Consider the following 16,940-nt stretch of genomic DNA (forward strand, 5'->3'; position numbering starts at 1 on the left):
ACTTTTGCTTTAAACAGCAATTCTACAAAAGTTGCTAACCTTTTTCTGCATAATCATTTAAAATCGTGGCGTTTTGATATCAATAAAGTGAGCTATACATGAACTTTCAGCGTATGACTGACCTCGATTTAGCAGGTAAGCGTGTCCTTATTCGTGAAGATTTAAACGTACCTGTTAAAAATGGTGTGATCACCAGCGATGCACGTTTACGTGCGGCATTGCCAACGATTCAAGCTGCTGTTGCCAAAGGTGCAGCAGTGATGGTGTATTCTCACTTAGGTCGTCCTGTTGAAGGTGAGCCAAAAGCTGAACAATCTTTAGCACCTATAGCTGCGTATTTAACCCAAGCATTAGGTCAAGATGTTCAACTGATCACTGACTATTTAGATGGTGTAGACGTTGCTCCTGGTCAAGTGGTTTTATTGGAAAACTGCCGTTTTAACCATGGCGAAAAGAAAAACAACCCAGAACTTGCTGCTAAATATGCAGCATTGTGTGATGTATATGTGATGGATGCGTTTGGCACCGCGCACCGTGCAGAAGCATCGACCGAAGGCGTTGCGCGTTTAGCACCAGTTGCAGCAGCAGGCCCATTATTGGCTGCGGAATTAGATGCCTTGGGTCGTGCTTTAAAAACACCTGAAAAACCAATGGTAGCAATTGTGGCAGGTTCTAAAGTATCGACCAAGTTAGATGTATTGACTTCATTGTCTGATATTTGCGATCAATTAATTGTAGGCGGTGGTATTGCCAATACTTTCCTTGCTGCAGCAGGCTATAACGTGGGCAAATCATTATGTGAAAATGATTTGATTGACACTGCCAAAGCAATTGCCGCAAAAGTTTCTGTACCACTGCCAACCGATGTTGTAGTTGCAGATGCCGCTGAAATTAATTTTGAAGATTTCTTGGGTTCATTGGCAGCAGCGAAAGCAACTGTGAAAAAAGTTGAAGATGTTGCAGACAACGATATGATTTTAGACGTAGGCCCAGAAACTGCAAAAGCATTTGCTGAAATTTTAAAAACTTCAAAAACAATTCTTTGGAATGGCCCAGTGGGTGTATTTGAAGTTGATCAATTTGGTGAAGGTACGAAAGCACTTTCATTGGCGATTGCAGAATCTGCAGGTTTCTCTATTGCAGGCGGTGGTGACACTTTAGCTGCAATTGACAAGTATGAAGTTGCAGACAAAATCGGCTATATCTCTACAGGTGGAGGTGCATTCCTTGAATTTGTAGAAGGTAAAACCTTACCTGCAGTTGCGGTATTATTAGAACGCGCTTAAATCTAGAAAATTTATCAATAATTTTTAAAAAGGTTGACTTCGGTCAACTTTTTTATATTTATGTCATGCCGTAGTCATCAAAATGTCATAAATATGCAATAAACTGTAGTAAATGAATGACCTAACTGTAGGAAATGACGATGATTCAAAAACTAACACTTGCTGCTTTAATTGCTGCATCTTTAGCCTTGACTGCTTGTGCAAAAAAAGAAAGCGCACCTGCGACTGAAACTGATGCATCTTCTGCAGTTGTAGATAACGCTCAAGTTACACCAGAACAACAAGCTGCAATCGACGCAATTGACCAACCAATCTTGGATGAAGGCAACACCGATATTCCTGAAGACGTTGCAAATGCACCTGCTGACGTTGCGACTGCAGACACAGAAGTTGCTGCTTCTGAAGCGCAATAAGTGCTGAAAAACGACAAATTGTAGTAATTTGTTTAAAAGTCCCTGCTTTTGCAGGGACTTTTTTTTGAAAAAGGCGATTTGTTGCTGAATTGAAACAAATCACAGGGTAGAATAACCAACATTATTTGGGAGGATATTATGGCTCTTATTTCATTGCGCCAGCTCTTGGATCATGCCGGTGAACATGCTTACGGCGTTCCAGCGTTTAACGTCAACAACTTAGAACAAATGCGCGCAATTATGTTAGCCGCAGATGCAACCAATTCACCTGTAATTGTTCAAGCTTCGGCAGGTGCGCGTAAATATGCAGGTGCGCCATTCTTGCGTCACCTGATTTTGGCTGCAATTGAAGAGTGGCCACATATTCCAGTGGTTATGCACCAAGACCATGGTACAAGCCCTGATGTATGTCAGCGTTCGATCCAACTAGGCTTTTCATCAGTAATGATGGATGGTTCTTTGGGTGAAGATGGTAAAACACCAACGTCGTATGAATACAACGTCGAAGTGACGCGTCGTACTGTGCAAATGGCGCATGCGTGTGGTGTATCGGTTGAAGGTGAGATTGGCTGTTTAGGTAGTCTTGAAACAGGTATGGCAGGTGAAGAAGATGGCGTGGGCGCAGAAGGCGTACTTGACCACTCTCAATTGTTAACATCTGTTGAAGAAGCACGTAGCTTCGTTGCAGATACTAATGTGGATGCTTTAGCGATTGCTGTTGGTACTTCGCACGGTGCATACAAGTTTACTCGTCCACCTACAGGCGATATTCTTGCAATTGACCGTATTAAAGAAATTCATGCTGCGTTGCCAAATACACACCTTGTAATGCACGGCTCTAGCTCTGTACCACAAGAATGGTTGGCGGTGATTAACCAATACGGCGGTGACATCAAAGAAACTTATGGTGTACCTGTTGAGCAATTGGTTGAAGCAATTAAGCATGGTGTGCGTAAAATCAACATCGACACAGATTTGCGTTTAGCGTCTACAGGTGCAATGCGCCGTATGATGGCAGAACAGCCAAGCGAATTTGACCCACGTAAATTCTTTGCCAAAACTGTAGATGCAATGAAACAAATTTGTATCGACCGTTATGAAGCATTTGGTACTGCAGGCAATGCAGATAAAATTCGCCCAATTTCTTTAGAGAAAATGGTTGAACGCTACAAATAATGCTTAATTTTCATTAAGAATATAAAAGCCCACAACAATTGTGGGCTTTTTACTGATGCAATAGCAAACTGAATAAAGAACAAAAACAATGATTGAAAACCAATATTCGAGCGTGTCATGGAACTGATTATTGCCGCTGCTTTTTGTAGTGTACTGGTGTCTATTTTACTGAAAGTTTGCAAAACACAGGGCTTTAGACCCATGCAAATGATTACTTGGAATTATGTCAGTGCCAGTATTTTGTGTTTCTATTGGTTTAAACCCAATTTAGTTCATATTTCAATACAGCAAACACCATGGCTGCTCATTCTTAGTTTAGGTGTGCTACTGCCTAGCGTGTTTTTAGCCCTAGCCAAGTCTTTAGACAGTGCTGGAATTTTAAAAACAGAAATTGCACAGCGTTTGTCTGTGGTGCTGTCTTTGGCTGCGGCATATTTTGTTTTTCAGGAAAAATTTACTCAATTAAAACTTGCTGGCATTGCATTAGGCATTGTTGCCGTCTTATGTATTTTATATTCACATCGTGCCGCAGGGCAGTCCTCTAAAGCATTACAGGGTATTTTATACTTGGCTTGTGTCTGGGTCGGCTATGCTTTAATAGATGTGTTGCTTAAATACACCACAGGCTTGGGGCTTCAGTTTGCAGTAACCCTGAATCTGATGTTTATCTGCGCATTTGTTTTATCTGTTGGTTATATTTTGCTGCGCGAGAAAACTATTGGCACTGTGCGTAATATCAGTGCAGGTCTAATTTTAGGTGCACTGAATTTTGCCAATATCGCCTTGTATGTCAAAGCCCACATGCTGCTCAAAGACAGTCCCGCACTTGTCTTTGCCAGCATGAATATTTTAGTGGTGGTGTTTGGAGTGATCAGTGGAGTATTGTTCTTTAAAGAAAAGCTGAAAAGCACGACCACTATTGGGCTAGGCTTGGCATTGCTTAGTGTGCTTTGCCTCGCTTATGCCATGACGGTTTAAGATAACTCAACATAAAGCGAAAAGGATGTTGCAATAAATCTGCAGTTTCTGCAAGACCATGCAGCATTGTGGTTCTATCGCAGATCGGGCAGCGCAGGGTTGGATAGCTTGGTTTGGCTTGATATAAATACAGTTTTTTACAACGTCGGCATTCTAGTTTTAGCGGCATTAAATTGAGCATCATACACCTCATTTTTATTTTTGATAGAGATTGAGTACAGATTGCAAATATAGATAAAGCAAAATTCAGACCAAAAAATAGGGACAAATTTTGTCCCTAGTGTTATCGCATGTTTGTTTTACAGTTGCGTGAAAATCTCGCGTTTATCAAGGCGTGATTTTGGCAGTTTGGCATTAAAATCTTGTTCACTACGATAGCCTAAACACAATAAAACCGAAGGAATCAGTCCTTGCTCAGTTAGTTGCAGTTCTTGAGTTAAAATTGCTTCATCAAAACCACCAATTGGCGTGGCATCAATACCTTCAACGCCTGCAGCCAAAAGCATTTGCCCAAGTGCAATAAACGTTTGGTTTTCAGCCCAGCGTTGAATATCGCCTTTTTCATTGCGGTAGTAATCGACATAACCTGTGCGACTGTCTTTCTGACCTTGTTTAGCGGCTTCATCTTTAAAGCGTCCACTAGCAGCATCCTGATTAAGCAGGTTTTCTAAATGTAATTCGCTAATGTCAGCTTTGGTGCAAAATAAAATGGTATGCGAAGCATCTAAAACTTTAGGGGCATTATAGGCGTACTTTCCAACTAAAGCTTTAGCAATACGTTGTTTGGCTTCAGGGCGATCTGCAATAAAAAAATGCCACGGCTGAATATTAATGGAAGATGGTGCTAAACGCAGAATTTCTAATAAACGCTCAAATTGTTCTGCAGGAATAGTGCGACTCGCATCATAGGCTTTGGTCGTATAACGAGTTTGTGCAACGTTGAGCAAATCCATGAATCATCTCCATTTAAAGACTATATTTGGGGCAGGTGTGCGCCAAAAGCTTAACATGCCTCGCTATGCTAACGGAATGAATCCATGTGCTATTTATGCGGTTAAGATGAGATGAGCACGACATAAACATCTTTAAACTTAGTGTTAAATTCAATCATGCAAGACGTTTTCACTATTGGTTGTTTATAGCAAATAGGCGTTAAATATAAACTTGAGCATGGTGCATCCCAAAGGTGTATGGATGGAATATATCAATTATTTTAAGCGTAAACTAAAAACTCAGCAGCAAATTGGCTTATGGGTAGGTTTAGCAGATGCGTATGGCACTGAAATTGCCGCCAATGCAGGCTATGACTGGCTTTTAATTGATGGGGAACATGCACCGAGTGATTTAAGAACCACTTTGTCACAATTACAAAGTATTGCGGCTTATCCCTCTCAAGCGGTGGTGCGCCCGCCGATTGGCAGTGTGCAACTCATTAAACAACTGTTGGATATTGGCGTACAAACTTTGCTGATTCCTATGGTTGAAAGCGTTGAACACGCTGAGTTGATGGTCAAAGCGGTACGTTATCCACCTGAAGGTATTCGCGGCGTAGGCGCGGCTTTAGCACGCGCAACACGCTGGAATAGTATTCCAAATTATTACGCAACAGCACATGAAAATATTTGTTTATTGATTCAGATTGAATCAGTGACTGGTTTAGAAAATCTGGATGATATTTTAAACGTAGAGGGCATCGACGGAGTATTTATTGGTGCAGTCGATTTATCAGCCACTATGGGCTATGAAGGTAATCCGAACCACCCAGAAGTACAAGCTGCTGTGGTAGATGCAATTCAGCGGATTCGCGCTGCAGGTAAAGCGGCAGGTATTTTATCGACCCAACACGAAGTGACTCAAAAATATTTAGATTTAGGCACAGAATTTGTAGCAGTTGGGGTAGATACCAGCGTATTGATGAATTCATTGCGTGAATTACTGGCTAAATATAAAGTGGATGCGGAAGTCATTCAGTCTGAAGGCGGCTATTAATTCGAAGCAAATTTCGCTTTGTATAAATAACTTGTATGTAAAGGGAATGTTGCAATTAATATTTCCAAGTGCTGAGTTGCCAATCTTGTAATTCTTGAGAGGGTTCAATTTCTAAAATCTGTGCCGTATCTTTACGCCAGTCACCCAACACAATTCTGGGTTTACCATGCTCGTTATGAATGTTTGGGCGATGTGTATGCCCATGAATCAACACATCGGCATCTTGTAAGGCTTGTGCAACGGCATCAGCATTTACATCCATAACGTCATAACTTTTGACTTGATTGGCCTGTTGGCTTTTTTTACGGAAACCTTGTGCAAGCTTTTGCCGAAAAGCGAGCGGAGTTTTCTTTAAGATGCCTAAAATGATGGGATTACGAATAATTTTACGGAACTTTTGATAGGACACATCATCGGTACACAGTGCATCGCCATGTTCTATACGTACAGATTGTGAGCCAATGTGAAGGGTATGTACATCGGGCAGGAGATGCCCAGAAAACTGATCTAGAAATTTTTGTCCTAAGGCAAAATCACGATTGCCCACAATAAAATAAATTTGATTACCAGCATGGGTGAATTGTTTTAACTGCACAATGATTTCATCTAGCCATGTTGCGGTGTAATCATCGCCAATCCATGCATTAAACCAGTCACCCAATATGTAAAGCTGGGTGCTTTTATGTTCATAAGCATGCAGCAAATCTAAAAACCCCCGAACTAGTCGAGGGTGATTTGGTGACAAGTGTAAATCTGCGATAAACAGATAGGTCACGAATTATTCCTTGGAATCTCCCGAAATCCCTCTTTTAAAAGAGGGATTTCTCCTCCCTAAACGAATTTTAAAGCAGTACTTTAAAATGATGTGCGTAAGCGAGGTCGGGTAAGATTCTTATTCAGCAATGATTTTTGCAGATTCGATCACAACGTTCTCTAAAGGAACGTCAGCGTGGTAGCCACGGTTGCCAGTACGCACGCCTTTAATAGCATCTACAACGTCCATGCCTTCAACAACTTTACCAAACACGGCATAACCCCAACCTTGTGCAGTTTTGCCTGTGTGGTTCAAGAAAGAGTTATTTTTTACGTTAATGAAGAACTGTGCAGAAGCAGAGTGAGGTGCTTGGGTACGAGCCATTGCAATTGTACCAACATCGTTGCTTAAGCCGTTGTCAGCTTCGTTTTCAATCGCATCACGTGTTGCTTTTTCTTTGAAGTTTTCATCCATGCCACCGCCTTGGATCATGAAACCATCAATAACACGGTGGAAAATTACGCCGTCATAAAAACCATCACGAACGTATTCTAAGAAGTTAGCAACTGTAATTGGTGCTTTTTCAGCGTTCAATTCTAAAACAATACGACCTTTATTGGTGTTTAATTCGACTTGAGGAAAACTCATTGTGTAATCTCCTAAACATGGACACGAATGCCATGGGTTTTTTGGTTGAGAGAAGCATAAGCAAACTGTAAACTACAAGGCAAGTAAAAACGTTATTTTCTTTGTTAAAAACAAGGAAAAGCGTTCTAATGGGTGATGTATGCTTCACTACTGAAGTTTCTGTAACCTAGTTTATCCAATTTTATTTTAGAAGTGATTTTATTGCTATGAAGCCAAATGATGTTGTTGCATCTCTGCCAAACACCCCGACACCAAGTTCAAATGCCTCTGTCGATGCTGTGCAGCAAGAACAACAGCCGGGCTTGGACTTTATACGTCAAGTCATTACCGATGATATTGCGGCGGGTCGCACTCAGCAGGTGGTGACACGTTTTCCACCTGAGCCGAATGGTTATTTGCATATTGGTCACGTGAAAGCAATTTGCTTGAACTTTGGCATCGCACAAGAATATCAAGGGGTGTGTAACTTACGTTTTGATGACACCAACCCAGATGCAGAAGAACAAGAATATGTTGATGGTATTGCCAATGACGTGAAATGGCTGGGTTTTGAGTGGAATGGCGAACCACGCTATGCATCAAGCTATTTCGATCAATTATATACATGGGCAATTCAGCTGATCGAACAAGGCGATGCTTATGTCGATTTGCAAACCCCTGATGAGATTAAGCTCAATCGTGGTTCTTTTGTAGAGCCGGGTAAAAATTCGCCATATCGTGATACGCCAGTAGCAGAAAACTTGGCTTTATTTGAAAAAATGCGCAATGGTGAATTAGGCGAAGGTCAGGCAGTACTCCGTGCCAAAATTGATATGGCTTCACCAAACGTACACATGCGTGATCCGATTTTGTATCGTGTTTTACATTCATCGCATCACCAAACGGGCGATAAATGGAAAATGTACCCAATGTATGATTATGCGCATCCATTATCAGATGCCATTGAAGGCATTACTCATTCACTATGTACTTTAGAATTCCAAGACCATCGTCCATTCTATGATTGGGTGGTGGAAAAGGTGAAATCCGAGGCTGTGCCGCGTCAGTATGAATCTAGCCGTTTGAATATTGATTACACCATCACATCTAAGCGTAAATTGCGTAAATTGGTTGAAGGCGGTTTTGTGAATGGTTGGGATGACCCACGTATGCCAACAGTGGTAGGTATGCGTCGTCGTGGCTTTACACCAGAAGGTTTGCGTGATTTCTGTAAGCGTGTAGGTGTGTCTAAGTCGGATGGTATTGTGGATGTTGCAATGCTTGAATATTGCATCCGTCAGTCATTGGAAAATACTGCAGCACGTGGCATGGCGGTGTTGAATCCACTTAAAGTGACTTTGACCAATTTGCCTGAAGCACTGGATTTAGTCCATGCACGTCATCCAAATGTAGATATGGGCGAGCGTAGTATTCCACTGACTTCTGAAATTTATATTGACCGTAAAGACTTTGAAGAAGTGCCGCCTAAAGGTTTCAAGCGTTTAGTGCCAGAAGGTGAGGTGCGTCTACGCCATGCTTATGTAATCAAGTGTGATGAAGTGATTAAAGATGCTAACGGCGAAGTCATTGAGCTGAAATGTTCAATTGACCCTGAAACTTTGGGCAAAAACCCAGAAGGTCGTAAAGTCAAAGGCGTGATTCACTGGGTATCTGCAAGTAAAGGCGTTGCGGCAGAAGTTCGTTTATATGATCGCTTATTTACTGAGTCTGATCCAGAAGTGGGTGATGATTTCTTGGCGAATTTAAACCCCGAATCGTTGACTGTGGTACAAGCCATTGTTGAACCTGCATTGGCAACAGCACAACCAGAAGATCGTTTCCAATTTGAACGTGAAGGTTATTTTGTTGCAGATCAGTATGATCACAGTGCGGAAAAACCAGTGTTTAACCGCATTTTAGACTTAAAAGACAGCTTCAAACCTGGCAAGTAACACCTTATTTAAGTTTTAGCTTGCAACTTGAAAGCCCAACTTGATCAATTCAGGTTGGGCTTTTGGTTTTATCTATTTGAGGTTTATAGAATATTTTGTGAGATATACAGTGTCGCTAAAATGACTGCGATTAGCGGTTTTTATGCTGTTCCTGCTTCATCAGGATTTGCGGTAACTGCATTTTGGCTTTATCGCGTAGTTTCTTCTTAATATAGAGCACTAAAGCAAAGCAAGTGGTGGTCAGGGTCAGCATCATACTGTTCATATAACTCATCAATGAACTGACATAACCAATGGTGGTTAAACGATCCATCATCTTAAATACTTGCGGGCTGCTTTCCACACCTGTAATTGCCCAAGTGCATAAATGTTCACAGTTATTCATAATCAGATGATAATTGTTTTCATGCATTCTGGAGCGCATACGGCGTACCACTTTGCGGCCTTTATACTTGGGCGCATGATACGACTGCACAATAATATTTTTGCCGTGACTAAACTTTTCAATACTGGTCATTTCAATCGGGTGTTTTTTAAAAAGATGTGCAAAACCCGAATAGTGAATCACGCGACCACGCCCGGCATAGATACCATGATGGCTATAGCCGAAGTGTTTCACAATTAAATGTGCCCCTAAAGGAAATCGTGTTTTCTGCTTGAGCATCGTACGCTTGACCAATAAAGTAACATGAGTAGAGAAAAGAAATCAGGTTTTATAGTGTACTGCGTCTGAAGCAAATATGCGATAACCCATTCAGTTATATGCACAATTTGTAACATAGCAGGTATGGAGATGATAATGTTTTGTTCTCGGTGGAAGTGCTTATTGCTCTGTTATTTATTCTGCACGCCTACTGCACAAGCGGAAATTCGCGCATGGACGGTTAACAACAGTAAAATCAATGCAGATGTGGTGGAAGTGACACAGTTGTCACAGTTAGGCTTATATCTGAAAGATCGGCAAGGGAAACCATATCTGCAAATTTCACAACTACAAAAAAATCTACAGTCTTGTGAAAACATGCAATTTGCCATGAATGCAGGCATGTTTCATCCAGATTATTCGCCTGTGGGTTTGTATGTGGAACAAGGACGACAACTTAAAAAGCTGAACCGACAGCAACAGGGATGGGGGAATTTTTTAATTCAGCCCAATGGTGTACTGGCGTGGAATCATCAACGGGTGTTTTTAGGAACAACCCAACAATATGCCAATCAAGCGTTCAAAGCGCAGTATGCGACACAGTCTGGCCCAATGTTAGTTATTAATCGCCAGTTAAATTCACGTTTTTTGGCAGACAGTACTTCTTATAAAATTAGAAATGGGGTTGGGTTAAAAGACCAAAGCCTGTACTTTGTGATTAGCAAGACGCCCGTAACTTTTCATCAATTTGCCACCTTTTTTAAAGATGAACTGCAAACGCCAAATGCCTTGTATTTAGATGGTTCGATTTCTACAGCGTATATTCCGCAATTACAACGTCATACTCATCCACATCGCAATTTAGGTCCAATTTTAGCTTATATAGATCATCAAGGCTGTAAACCCTAACATTGGAATTTGGTTTTGGCTTGGCTGAATTTATTGTCCAATAAAACCTAAGGCTGTGCCTTGCATCCTGCAGATTTTGACTGCTTCTTCGCTTTTCATTTGTTTGACTTCATTTTCAAATTGCTTTTTTTGTTGTTTAAGTTGCTCATCTGAAATACCCATGTTTTTAGCAAAACTTTCCATTTTCTCCCAAGTTTCGGCACATTCTTTCGGCATTGGGCTACAGGCTGTTAAACTTAGGCTGAGTAGGGCAAGACAGCTAAGGCTAGTTTTTTTCATTGTCATTTTCTCTGTTTGAATAATTCGAATTTATTGGTGTAATGATTATGTGTAGAAATATTAGCGCATGATTATGAAGATATGATTGACTGCGTTTGAAAAGATTAGCGTTTTTGTGCAAGTTCAAGCACGTGTCGCGATTTATAAAATTTATCGTTCTAATATATATGCAGCCATTAAAAAAGGCACTTAGTTCAACTAAATGCCTTTTTTATCATATTCCATTACTGGAATGGTAGATGCTGGAGTTCATTCAACTCTTTGCGGCTATAACCTCGCGAAGCGAGAACCTTCTTAATCCCGATAATGACATCTTCATCTGTGGCTTTGGTTAAAGCTTCGAGAAGTTGTTCATTTGTCTTGCAAGAGCAATCATTTTCAACACAAGCAATTTGATTTTTATGCTCGTTTTGCTGTTCTGTAGAGAACAACTTTTGCCAAAAACTCATAGAGCCTTCATTCACAACCTAACATAGATCGAAATATAGCCAATATAAAAAATAAATCAAGTCGACCTAAGTGATAAAAGCAGCAATCGAGTTGCAGAATTTTCGATGATATTGCATTTTTTTAACGAAATTATGACAGTTAAAGGGCTTGTAATGCTTTAACTGATTCATTTACATCATAATATTAACAAGTGCTAAAAAGGAGAACTTGTAAATATTGAAGAATAATGCAACAAATTGTTTAAATCTTTTCCAGTAAAACACCCGACTCAACATGATGGGTGTATGGGAATTGATCAAACAGTGCAAATTGCGTCATTTTATGGCTTTGACACAAGGTTTTTAAATTGTCATGCAATGTGTCTGGGTTGCACGAAATATAAATAATACGCTTAAAACGCTGTAGGAGTTTTAAGGTGTCATCGTCAATTCCTGCGCGTGGCGGATCGACAAAGACCGTATCAAAATCATAACTTGCAAGATCAATATTCGCTTCTTGCAAGCGGCGGAATTCACGCTCACCGTTATAGGCTTGAGTAAACTCTTCAGCCGATAAGCGTGCCACTTGAATATTCTCAATCTGGTTTTGTTCAATATTCCACTGCGCTGCATATACCGAAGATTTAGCCAGTTCTGTGGCAAGTACACGACGGAAACGAGTCGATAGCGGCAGGGTAAAGTTACCATTACCACAATAAAGTTCTAATAAATCTTGCTCAGAATATTCGGCAACCGTACATGCCCATTCCAGCATTTTTTGGCAAACTTGCGCGTTTGGCTGGGTAAAGCTGCTTTCAATTTGCTTATAGGTATAAGTGCGCTCAAAAACCTGTAATTGTTCAACTACATACTCATCGGATAGCACGAATTTTTGCCCACGGCTGCGTCCAATCAGTTTAATGTTTAATGCTTTGCTCAAAGCTTGGGCTGCAGGCTCCCAATCAGATTCAAGTTTGCGGTGATAAAGCAGTGAAACCAACATTTCGCCACTTAAAGTCGCTAAAAAATGCACTTCAAATAAACGAGCCGATAATACGGGATCGGCTTTCAGGGCGGCTAACAGCTTTGGCATTAATAAGTTAATGCTGCGGTCTGCAATCGGAAACTCATCTACACGAATAACTTTTTTCTGCTTATCTTCACTGCGTTCAAACATGGCATAAAACAGATCATCTTCAATATGCCAAATTCGGAACTCTGCCCGCATACGGTAGTTGTGTTCTGGTGAGGCAAATACTTGCAAGGCAGGCGGGTTATATTCGGCAAATTGGGCAGAAATACGGGCAACTTTTGCATCAAGTTGTTGCTGATAAGATGAGGTCATATGCAGTAAACATCACAAACACAGAGAAAGAGCGATGGTAACAAAGTTTTAAAGAGATACCTAAAACTATTATGAAAATGATGCAATCCTGCAAGATGTCAAAATAGCCTAAGCATGTTGATGACATCTTACAAGTGGAAAAATTTAGATACTGTAATTACTTTAAACTTGATGTAATTGATCGAACAATTGCTGCATGCCCTCAGTGGCAGTTTTGGAAATCCGTTGAAATTGAGCAGGAAGTTGGGCTTGCATGGCTTTTGGGTCAATATAATAAGCCTGACAATTTGCAGGAATTTCGTGTACTAATCCAGCAACAGGGTACACCACCAAACTTGTACCAATCACAATAAAAATATCGGCATCTTGAATCAAATCCAGTGCTTCTTCATAGGCAGGAACTGCTTCGCCAAACCAGACCACATGCGGACGTAAAGGATAGCCTTGTGGGCAAAGATCCTGTTGCAAGTTCAGCGAGTCACCTTCAATTGGAAAAAATTCTGTCGTGTATTGTGCATGAGGCCCTGAGCTTTTGGCTAAACGAATATTGCCGTGTAAATGCAAAACTTCTGAACTGCCTGCACGTTCATGCAAATCATCAATATTTTGGGTGATCACTTGTACATCAAAATCATCTTCAAGTTCAGCAATTAAGCGATGCGCCAAGTTAGGCTGCGCATTAAGAATGTTTTTACGACGTTCATTATAAAAGCGTTGGACTAATTCAGGATTCCTTGCCCATGCTTCAGGACTTGCGACATCCTCCACGCGATGTTTTTCCCATAAGCCATCACCATCTCTAAAGGTGTTGATTCCACTTTCTGCGCTCATACCTGCACCCGAAAAAACCACTAATTTACGCATGTTTTATTCTCTTGATGGATGGTTAGATTTGAGTATAAGTGCCGAAAATAGAAACACAAATCTACAGCTCATTTTTTCAGAATTTTAAGTATCTAAATATGTGAAAGTTTAGTGCTGTCTATAACTTTGCTGAATAATTGAATCAAAGTTCACTTTTTATTGCTTATTATTTCATTTTAATGATAGAACATAAAGTAAAGTAGTATGACGCTACAAAATCAAATATTGATGAACCAGAACCTATAATAATGTGCAGAGGATGCCATGTCACAACACAATCCATCGCCAAATCACACGCCTGCAACTCACAGTGAAAAAGTGAAATTTGATTGGAAAGATCCTTTTTTGCTTGAACAGCAATTGACTGAAACCGAACGTATGATTCGTGATAGTGCCTATGCTTATTGTCAGGAAAAATTACTGCCGCGGGTACGTGATCAGTTTAGACATGAAACGGTAGATCGCAGCATCTTCCGTGAAATGGGTGAGCTTGGTTTGTTAGGCTCAACCATACCTGAACAATATGGCGGTGCAGGTTTAAATTATGTGAGTTATGGGCTAATTTCACGTGAAATTGAACGGGTCGATTCAGGTTATCGTTCAATGGCAAGTGTGCAAAGTTCATTGGTGATGGTGCCAATTTATGAGTTTGGCAGTGAAGCACAAAAACAGAAATATTTACCCAAACTCGCTTCGGGTGAATGGATCGGATGTTTTGGTCTGACTGAACCTGATTTTGGCTCCGACCCTGGCAGTATGAACAGCAGAGCACATAAAGTTGCAGGCGGTTATCGTTTACACGGTGCGAAAATGTGGATTACCAATAGTCCAATTGCCGATGTATTTGTGGTGTGGGCAAAAGAAGTTTCGGCAGATGGGCAGGTGGGTGATATTCGCGGTTTTATTTTAGAAAAAGGTTGGGATGGACTTTCTGCACCAATCATTCAAGGCAAGGTTGGTTTACGCGCTTCAATCACAGGTGAAATTGTCATGGACAATGTTTTTGTGCATGAAGAAAATATGTTACCTGAAGTGCGTGGTTTAAAAGGGCCGTTCACTTGTTTAAATAGTGCACGTTATGGCATTGCTTGGGGTGCTATGGGTGCGGCTGAGTTTTGTTGGCATACTGCGCATCAATATACGATGGATCGGATTCAGTTCGGACGTCCTTTGGCGGCCAATCAGCTCATTCAAAAGAAACTTGCCGATATGCAAACCGAAATCGCGCTGGGTTTACAAATTGCTTTACGTTTTGGTCGTATGAAAGATGAGGGTATTGCTTCACTCGAAGGTACTTCGCTGATTAAACGCAACAACTGTGGCAAGGCCTTAGAGATTGCTCGTATGGCGCGCGATATGCTTGGTGGGAATGGTATCAGTGATGAATATGGCGTGGCGCGGCATTTGGTCAATTTGGAAGTCGTGAATACCTATGAAGGGACGCACGATGTGCATGCGCTAATTTTAGGTCGTGCGCAAACGGGTATCGCGGCTTTTGCCAATTAAATCTAGATCTAAACTAAATCTAGGTCTAATGATGCTACGGTGGAAAATATTGCAAACCACATTTTCCACCGTTTTACTTTAGCTGTTTAGTTTTAAAAATTGGCTAATTTCCTGATTAAATTTCAATGGTTCGGTCAGTAAAGGGGTATGCCCAGATTGGTGAAATATGACTTGTTTCGCATTCGGCATAGCTTCTACCACTTGACGTTGTCCTTCTGCCGCATACAAGGTCGATTGTGCGCCTGTAAAAAAGACTGTCGGACAACCTAGTTGAGTTAAAGCCTCACGATAATCTTCCTGATGGTGTAAATAATTGTCGATATACCAGCGTAAATAATCTAAACGCTGTGTAGGTAAAATATAGCGTTGTAAAACAGGACGTTTGACGGCCAGTTTAAATAAAAACGGACTGATTTTATTGCTGGCTTGTAATTCTATAAATTCTAGCCAAAGTTCGACTAAGTTTTTACGCTGCAACACATCCATTTGTTGAATATCAGTATATTGCGCGTGATCATGTAAAAACTCGGACAGATGAATCAATAACTGTTTAAATTGTTGATGTTGATTGCCAAATAAGCCATAAGGCCAGTTTTCATCTACCCCAATTTTTGGTGCTTGGTCAATTTGTAAATAACTGCTTAAATGCGCAGCCAATTGTCCATATTGCATGCCATGCATGGCAGTGGTTGCCCCCATGGAATAGCCAATCAGTTTAAATTGTTGCAGGTTCTGTTGTTGAAGCAGACTGTTTAAATCTTGCCAATGGCTCGAAATAGCATCCAGTTCTGGAACGGCACACGGGTTTGAACCCCCAAAACCACGCCAGTCTGGAATAATAAAACGATACTGCTTTTTATGTTGATACAGAAATGGCAACCATTGCCAACTGTGCATGCCTAAACCTGAAAGCACAACCACAGGCTCACCTTGACCAAATTCACGTACAAATAGAGCTTCGCCATCGGGCATGCGGTAAAAAGGCATCAGCATTTCCTTGCATGGTTGTAATTAAAGATGCGTTATTCTTTATAGCATAGCCTGATCATTTCTGTATGGTGAGCAACCCTGATTTCACATTGATGTGGTTGCTATTACTTAAAAATATACTTTTAAGATGAGGCTTCGGCATCAAACTTTTTCAGTTCAGGAATCACATTTTCTAGCCATTCAATCCAGCCAATTTCCTGATCTATCCCTAGCTGCAAAATCATTTTATGAATATACAGGGTACGGTTGTTCGCAGGTGCTTGGCTAAAGTCTTTGGCAAAAATCTGTTGATAGGTGTGCAACTTGGCTTTGTGAAGCAGCAAATGTCGTTCTAGTTCGGGTAAGACGCTGTTGCCGCCAAGTTGGGCTTCGGCACGTAAACGTACCATAAGTTCTTCGCGTAATTGTGCAGGCGGGCTTTGCTCGACCATCCAGTTTGCCAGTTCATGCCGCCCCAAAGCTTCTACCTGATAGGTTTTGCTACGACTGCTAGAATCTTCATCTTCTAAGGTTGAAATCCAACCTTTTTTCAGCATTGTATTTAGTTCGCGATAAATTTGTTGATGGGTCGCATTCCAGAAAAACCCCATAGAGCGGTCAAAACGGCGTGCCAATTCAATACCGTTACTGGGTTTTTCAATTAAACTGGTCAATAAAACGTGAGCGAGCGACATAAACAGAGCAACTTTATTTTTTTCAGCTTTAATTATGCAACATGTTGCATAAAAATTAAATCTAGAATATAAAAGTATGCAACAAGTTGCATTAAGCATAAAACAGCCAGCATTTTTGCCAGCAGGG

The 16,940-nt window shown here is 40.9% G+C and carries 19 protein-coding genes; 8 read left to right on the forward strand and 11 right to left on the reverse strand.

Going from position 1 to position 16,940, the window contains the following annotated elements:
- Positions 1 to 98: 98 nt before the first annotated feature.
- The 4 genes from FTU71_RS04220 to FTU71_RS04235 all read left to right on the forward strand — a co-directional run bounded on the left by FTU71_RS04220 (position 99) and on the right by FTU71_RS04235 (position 3,853).
- Positions 99 to 1,286, forward strand: a complete 1,188-nt coding sequence (locus FTU71_RS04220) for a phosphoglycerate kinase (RefSeq protein WP_179994174.1) — start codon at positions 99 to 101, stop codon at positions 1,284 to 1,286.
- Positions 1,287 to 1,426: 140 nt separating this feature from the next.
- Complete coding sequence (locus FTU71_RS04225; protein ID WP_131260911.1) at positions 1,427 to 1,699, forward strand: hypothetical protein; 273 nt, start codon at positions 1,427 to 1,429, stop codon at positions 1,697 to 1,699.
- Between the two features lie 138 nt (positions 1,700 to 1,837).
- Positions 1,838 to 2,875, forward strand: a complete 1,038-nt coding sequence (gene fba, locus FTU71_RS04230) for a class II fructose-bisphosphate aldolase (protein WP_004973298.1) — start codon at positions 1,838 to 1,840, stop codon at positions 2,873 to 2,875.
- A 117-nt stretch (positions 2,876 to 2,992) separates the two neighbouring features.
- Complete coding sequence (locus FTU71_RS04235; protein ID WP_180005674.1) at positions 2,993 to 3,853, forward strand: EamA family transporter; 861 nt, start codon at positions 2,993 to 2,995, stop codon at positions 3,851 to 3,853.
- Here FTU71_RS04235 and FTU71_RS04240 read toward each other — a convergent pair.
- The gene (locus FTU71_RS04240; RefSeq protein WP_178865730.1) at positions 3,816 to 4,037 is read right to left on the reverse strand and encodes a hypothetical protein; all 222 of its coding nucleotides are present in this window, start codon (positions 4,035 to 4,037) and stop codon (positions 3,816 to 3,818) included. The genes FTU71_RS04235 and FTU71_RS04240 overlap by 38 nt on opposite strands.
- Positions 4,038 to 4,152: 115 nt before the next feature.
- Positions 4,153 to 4,806: an oxygen-insensitive NAD(P)H nitroreductase gene (gene nfsB / locus FTU71_RS04245; protein WP_180005673.1), complete on the reverse strand. Its 654-nt coding sequence runs from the start codon at positions 4,804 to 4,806 to the stop codon at positions 4,153 to 4,155.
- A 241-nt stretch (positions 4,807 to 5,047) separates the two neighbouring features.
- On the opposite strand from nfsB, the gene hpaI reads away from it, so the two are divergent.
- Positions 5,048 to 5,842: a 4-hydroxy-2-oxoheptanedioate aldolase gene (gene hpaI, locus FTU71_RS04250; protein WP_179994175.1), complete on the forward strand. Its 795-nt coding sequence runs from the start codon at positions 5,048 to 5,050 to the stop codon at positions 5,840 to 5,842.
- Between the two features lie 55 nt (positions 5,843 to 5,897).
- On the opposite strand, the gene FTU71_RS04255 is transcribed toward hpaI, so the two are convergent.
- Complete coding sequence (locus FTU71_RS04255; protein WP_179994176.1) at positions 5,898 to 6,617, reverse strand: UDP-2,3-diacylglucosamine diphosphatase; 720 nt, start codon at positions 6,615 to 6,617, stop codon at positions 5,898 to 5,900.
- A 117-nt stretch (positions 6,618 to 6,734) separates the two neighbouring features.
- The gene (locus FTU71_RS04260; RefSeq protein ID WP_004973310.1) at positions 6,735 to 7,244 is read right to left on the reverse strand and encodes a peptidylprolyl isomerase; all 510 of its coding nucleotides are present in this window, start codon (positions 7,242 to 7,244) and stop codon (positions 6,735 to 6,737) included.
- Positions 7,245 to 7,450: 206 nt separating this feature from the next.
- Between FTU71_RS04260 and FTU71_RS04265 the strand changes: the two genes are divergently transcribed.
- The gene (locus tag FTU71_RS04265) at positions 7,451 to 9,175 is read left to right on the forward strand and encodes a glutamine--tRNA ligase/YqeY domain fusion protein (protein ID WP_154320707.1); all 1,725 of its coding nucleotides are present in this window, start codon (positions 7,451 to 7,453) and stop codon (positions 9,173 to 9,175) included.
- 130 nt (positions 9,176 to 9,305) lie between these two features.
- On the opposite strand, the gene FTU71_RS04270 is transcribed toward FTU71_RS04265, so the two are convergent.
- Positions 9,306 to 9,839 (reverse strand): lecithin retinol acyltransferase family protein, encoded by a 534-nt coding sequence (locus FTU71_RS04270; RefSeq protein ID WP_096900868.1) that lies wholly within the window; start codon positions 9,837 to 9,839, stop codon positions 9,306 to 9,308.
- 135 nt (positions 9,840 to 9,974) lie between these two features.
- On the opposite strand from FTU71_RS04270, the gene FTU71_RS04275 reads away from it, so the two are divergent.
- A complete protein-coding gene (locus FTU71_RS04275; RefSeq protein ID WP_225530198.1) occupies positions 9,975 to 10,727 on the forward strand; it encodes a phosphodiester glycosidase family protein in 753 nt (250 codons plus the stop codon).
- Positions 10,728 to 10,757: 30 nt separating this feature from the next.
- On the opposite strand, the gene FTU71_RS04280 is transcribed toward FTU71_RS04275, so the two are convergent.
- The 4 genes from FTU71_RS04280 to FTU71_RS04295 all read right to left on the reverse strand — a co-directional run bounded on the left by FTU71_RS04280 (position 10,758) and on the right by FTU71_RS04295 (position 13,643).
- Positions 10,758 to 11,006 (reverse strand): hypothetical protein, encoded by a 249-nt coding sequence (locus FTU71_RS04280; protein ID WP_004973320.1) that lies wholly within the window; start codon positions 11,004 to 11,006, stop codon positions 10,758 to 10,760.
- Between the two features lie 224 nt (positions 11,007 to 11,230).
- A complete protein-coding gene (locus FTU71_RS04285) occupies positions 11,231 to 11,455 on the reverse strand; it encodes a hypothetical protein (protein WP_004973321.1) in 225 nt (74 codons plus the stop codon).
- Between the two features lie 241 nt (positions 11,456 to 11,696).
- Positions 11,697 to 12,779 (reverse strand): tRNA (uridine(54)-C5)-methyltransferase TrmA, encoded by a 1,083-nt coding sequence (trmA, locus tag FTU71_RS04290; protein WP_180111516.1) that lies wholly within the window; start codon positions 12,777 to 12,779, stop codon positions 11,697 to 11,699.
- 162 nt (positions 12,780 to 12,941) lie between these two features.
- Positions 12,942 to 13,643, reverse strand: coding sequence for an NAD-dependent deacylase (locus FTU71_RS04295; protein WP_004973326.1), 702 nt, complete (start codon positions 13,641 to 13,643; stop codon positions 12,942 to 12,944).
- Positions 13,644 to 13,907: 264 nt separating this feature from the next.
- On the opposite strand from FTU71_RS04295, the gene FTU71_RS04300 reads away from it, so the two are divergent.
- Positions 13,908 to 15,149: an acyl-CoA dehydrogenase gene (locus FTU71_RS04300; protein ID WP_180111518.1), complete on the forward strand. Its 1,242-nt coding sequence runs from the start codon at positions 13,908 to 13,910 to the stop codon at positions 15,147 to 15,149.
- Positions 15,150 to 15,227: 78 nt separating this feature from the next.
- Here the strand turns inward: FTU71_RS04300 and FTU71_RS04305 are convergent, their stop codons facing one another.
- Both FTU71_RS04305 and FTU71_RS04310 read right to left on the reverse strand, forming a co-directional pair.
- On the reverse strand, positions 15,228 to 16,136 hold the full coding sequence (locus FTU71_RS04305; RefSeq protein WP_180111520.1) for an alpha/beta fold hydrolase: 909 nt from the start codon (positions 16,134 to 16,136) through the stop codon (positions 15,228 to 15,230).
- Positions 16,137 to 16,261: 125 nt separating this feature from the next.
- A complete protein-coding gene (locus FTU71_RS04310; RefSeq protein WP_004973333.1) occupies positions 16,262 to 16,813 on the reverse strand; it encodes a PadR family transcriptional regulator in 552 nt (183 codons plus the stop codon).
- Positions 16,814 to 16,940 lie beyond the last annotated feature (127 nt).

It is taken from the genome of Acinetobacter sp. YH12136, from assembly GCF_013418545.1.
GTDB lineage: Bacteria > Pseudomonadota > Gammaproteobacteria > Pseudomonadales > Moraxellaceae > Acinetobacter > Acinetobacter towneri.

Excerpts from the sequence above, each read along its gene's own strand:
- FTU71_RS04220 (WP_179994174.1), top strand. The coding sequence starts at position 99 with ATGAACTTTCAGCGTATGACTGACCTCGATTTAGCAGGTAAGCGTGTC.
- FTU71_RS04225 (WP_131260911.1), top strand. The coding sequence starts at position 1,427 with ATGATTCAAAAACTAACACTTGCTGCTTTAATTGCTGCATCTTTAGCC.
- fba (WP_004973298.1), top strand. The coding sequence starts at position 1,838 with ATGGCTCTTATTTCATTGCGCCAGCTCTTGGATCATGCCGGTGAACAT.
- FTU71_RS04235 (WP_180005674.1), top strand. The coding sequence starts at position 2,993 with ATGGAACTGATTATTGCCGCTGCTTTTTGTAGTGTACTGGTGTCTATT.
- FTU71_RS04240 (WP_178865730.1), bottom strand. The coding sequence starts at position 4,037 with ATGATGCTCAATTTAATGCCGCTAAAACTAGAATGCCGACGTTGTAAA.
- nfsB (WP_180005673.1), bottom strand. The coding sequence starts at position 4,806 with ATGGATTTGCTCAACGTTGCACAAACTCGTTATACGACCAAAGCCTAT.
- hpaI (WP_179994175.1), top strand. The coding sequence starts at position 5,048 with ATGGAATATATCAATTATTTTAAGCGTAAACTAAAAACTCAGCAGCAA.
- FTU71_RS04260 (WP_004973310.1), bottom strand. The coding sequence starts at position 7,244 with ATGAGTTTTCCTCAAGTCGAATTAAACACCAATAAAGGTCGTATTGTT.
- FTU71_RS04265 (WP_154320707.1), top strand. The coding sequence starts at position 7,451 with ATGAAGCCAAATGATGTTGTTGCATCTCTGCCAAACACCCCGACACCA.
- FTU71_RS04270 (WP_096900868.1), bottom strand. The coding sequence starts at position 9,839 with ATGCTCAAGCAGAAAACACGATTTCCTTTAGGGGCACATTTAATTGTG.
- FTU71_RS04275 (WP_225530198.1), top strand. The coding sequence starts at position 9,975 with ATGTTTTGTTCTCGGTGGAAGTGCTTATTGCTCTGTTATTTATTCTGC.
- FTU71_RS04280 (WP_004973320.1), bottom strand. The coding sequence starts at position 11,006 with ATGAAAAAAACTAGCCTTAGCTGTCTTGCCCTACTCAGCCTAAGTTTA.
- FTU71_RS04285 (WP_004973321.1), bottom strand. The coding sequence starts at position 11,455 with ATGAGTTTTTGGCAAAAGTTGTTCTCTACAGAACAGCAAAACGAGCAT.
- trmA (WP_180111516.1), bottom strand. The coding sequence starts at position 12,779 with ATGACCTCATCTTATCAGCAACAACTTGATGCAAAAGTTGCCCGTATT.
- FTU71_RS04295 (WP_004973326.1), bottom strand. The coding sequence starts at position 13,643 with ATGCGTAAATTAGTGGTTTTTTCGGGTGCAGGTATGAGCGCAGAAAGT.
- FTU71_RS04300 (WP_180111518.1), top strand. The coding sequence starts at position 13,908 with ATGTCACAACACAATCCATCGCCAAATCACACGCCTGCAACTCACAGT.
- FTU71_RS04305 (WP_180111520.1), bottom strand. The coding sequence starts at position 16,136 with ATGCCTTTTTACCGCATGCCCGATGGCGAAGCTCTATTTGTACGTGAA.
- FTU71_RS04310 (WP_004973333.1), bottom strand. The coding sequence starts at position 16,813 with ATGTCGCTCGCTCACGTTTTATTGACCAGTTTAATTGAAAAACCCAGT.